We start from the raw sequence: 2,532 nt of genomic DNA, 5'->3' as shown, positions 1-2,532 counted from the left end.
GAAATTTTAGAAAGAAAAAGGATAGAGAGAGAAATCGCTTTGGAGGAAGAAAGAAAGTGGTATGAAGAACACGGTGATGATGATTTCGATTATGAGGATGAAGATGAAGAATAATATTTAAGTATTACTTTACACTGAGTTAGTAGTTCGAGAAAAATTGGATTTAGCGTAAACCACTTGCCCCAAAGCTTTATCTTTCATCAACACTGCACTTTTTCTCTATCAAATTCAACAGCTTCTCTAAAATTTAGATCTAGCGGATTTATTTTTTCTTAGCCAGTTAGTTGTAAAAACTTTAAGCCTATCCCCAACAATTATCTCATAAATTACTTGAATTATCACTTGATTACAGACATAGTAAAATTATCATAATCCTCAGATGCTAAATTACCAAAATTGTTCAGGGCGTTATCTTTCCCTATACTCAGGCTCCAGAAGATTCGACAGCTTGTTCTCTAAAGATGTCAAGTAGATGGATTCAGCAATTGAAGCAATGGTTTGTCTGCGACACGCTACGCCAACGCCTGCTATAGGATGCCTGAAAAGCTATAGAGCGAACTCGGCAGTATTCTTCAAAAGTACGATGTGTGGAACGATACAATCTGCGACAACAAACAGCCCGTCGTAGACATCGTAAGAAGGCGGGGCGTACCCCATCTCACATAAGCTGTATTTTATTTTTGGAAGTCCTAATATGCCAATTAGAGGTCTTAATGCTGGAACTTCCAAATGTACGCATGGAGCAGCTTTAATATAGTACAACTGCTTTATTTATATACATCTGTAGATATATATCGATATTACGGTAACTATGGTATACCAGCGAATAAACACATAATAAATTAGACAATTTAACTGTCAAGAGTTTTAACAGAGAAACCTCACTGTTGAATCATGACTTTAACTTTTACACCACTTCTTATAAATACTTAACATTTTTATTTCTTACTATTATAATTCTACAATCAAGGTACAATTACTAAAGTTCTTTATTAATACCGCATGATAAATTCAGTCATAATAGATGCCAATTCTCAAATTGTGAGGTTTTTTACAGTCATATTATTGGAGTTCAGCATGGAACGTGGACTATATAACTCATAAAAATAAATAACCAAACTGACTTGTATGAGATACAAACATCATTGATTACTAGCGTTTGGTATTGGCAGCAATGTATACAACCGCATTCAAATGAATAAAGATATGGTAGAGAATGACGCAACGAGACTTGCCTTAAAATCTGAGCTTCTGCAATGCATAGATAAATTAGGATTACAGCAAAGCCTATTTCCGATTCCTGATGAATCTATTGATAAACTGGTGCGACACTTGGAAAGCATAAATCCGATTCCGCACGCACTTCAGGCTAACTATCTTCCTTCTCTATTTGGTAACTGGCAATTAATGTATGCATCTCAAGGGACAATTGTCACACGTCAGATCGCATCAATTCCAGATTTTTGGGGTGCAATCAAAATTCAACGAGTGTGGCAAACATTGGCTAGTGGCAGCAATACCAGAAACATCTTAGCCTCTAACAGCGCCCAGCTTGAATTACCTATTTTAGGTGAGTGGCAGTTACAAGCTAATGGACATTGGAAATGGGGCACAGATGAGAAAACTGCCACAGTGTCCTTTAACTCATTTTCCATCCAAGCAACAAAACCTTTTGGGTTGTCTAATTGGAGTTTTCCTGAGCTAAAAATACCAGTATTAGAATTCCTACAAAAAGAGGCTTTATGGATAACCTCCTACTTAGATGAAGAAATCAGGATAGGACGAGGGGCAACAGATAATTTATTTGTATTTCGTCGTGAAGTAACGCCTTCAATCTAGTCCTAACAGAGAAGTTTTGCTCACTGAAGTTAATTCTAAGCATAATTGAAAGTTAGATGAAAATTTTTTCAAATATTTCTTTTACTTTTTGTCAGCATTTAGTTTCGATATTTTATGTGTTATTATCTTCATCTGCAATGGCACAGATTCTTCCAGATAACACATTACCTGTCAATTCTCTAGTTATTCCACAGGGTAATATCAGCAATATTAATGGAGGAACGCAAGTAGGAAACAACTTATTTCACAGCTTCGAGCAATTTTCTCTATCCACAGGTAGCACCGCCTACTTTAATAATGCCTTGAATGTTCAAAATATTATTAGTCGAGTAACTGGTTTATCTATCTCTAACATTGATGGGTTACTGAAAGCTAACGGCAACGCTAACCTGTTTCTAATTAATCCTAACGGGATTATTTTTGGGCCCAATGCCACCTTAAATATTGGTGGCTCGTTCTTAGCTAGCACTGCTAACAGGATTAACTTTGCTGATGGCAGCCAATTCAGTGCAAAAACTCCACAAAATCAGCCCTTATTAACAGTGAGCGCACCTATTGGCTTAGGATTTGATGGTAATCCAGGCGCAATTCATACCATGATCCGGATCATGGCAAGGTAGATAAACGTCTCCGATGTTTCCGGTAATAACTCATAGTCTCTGGCCAATCGCCGACAGCCCATTAGCCACCCAA

At 37.0% G+C, this 2,532-nt stretch carries 2 protein-coding genes and 1 pseudogene; 2 read left to right on the top strand and 1 reads right to left on the bottom strand.

What is annotated here, in order from left to right; translation table 11 throughout:
* The first annotated feature begins 1,206 nt into the window (after positions 1 to 1,206).
* Together H6G26_RS40820 and H6G26_RS40815 are read left to right on the top strand one after the other, a co-directional pair.
* A complete protein-coding gene (locus tag H6G26_RS40820; RefSeq protein WP_190737749.1) occupies positions 1,207 to 1,839 on the top strand; it encodes a PAP/fibrillin family protein in 633 nt (210 codons plus the stop codon).
* Positions 1,840 to 1,976: 137 nt separating this feature from the next.
* Positions 1,977 to 2,408, top strand: a pseudogene (locus tag H6G26_RS40815) (filamentous hemagglutinin N-terminal domain-containing protein); the annotation flags it as partial.
* Positions 2,409 to 2,428: 20 nt separating this feature from the next.
* Here the strand turns inward: H6G26_RS40815 and H6G26_RS40810 are convergent.
* On the bottom strand, positions 2,429 to 2,532 hold a 104-nt coding region (locus tag H6G26_RS40810; RefSeq protein WP_190737745.1), incomplete at its 5' end, for a transposase.

It is taken from the genome of Nostoc sp. FACHB-888 (assembly GCF_014696655.1).
GTDB lineage: Bacteria > Cyanobacteriota > Cyanobacteriia > Cyanobacteriales > Nostocaceae > Nostoc.
This window is presented reverse-complemented; position numbering and strand designations above follow the sequence as displayed.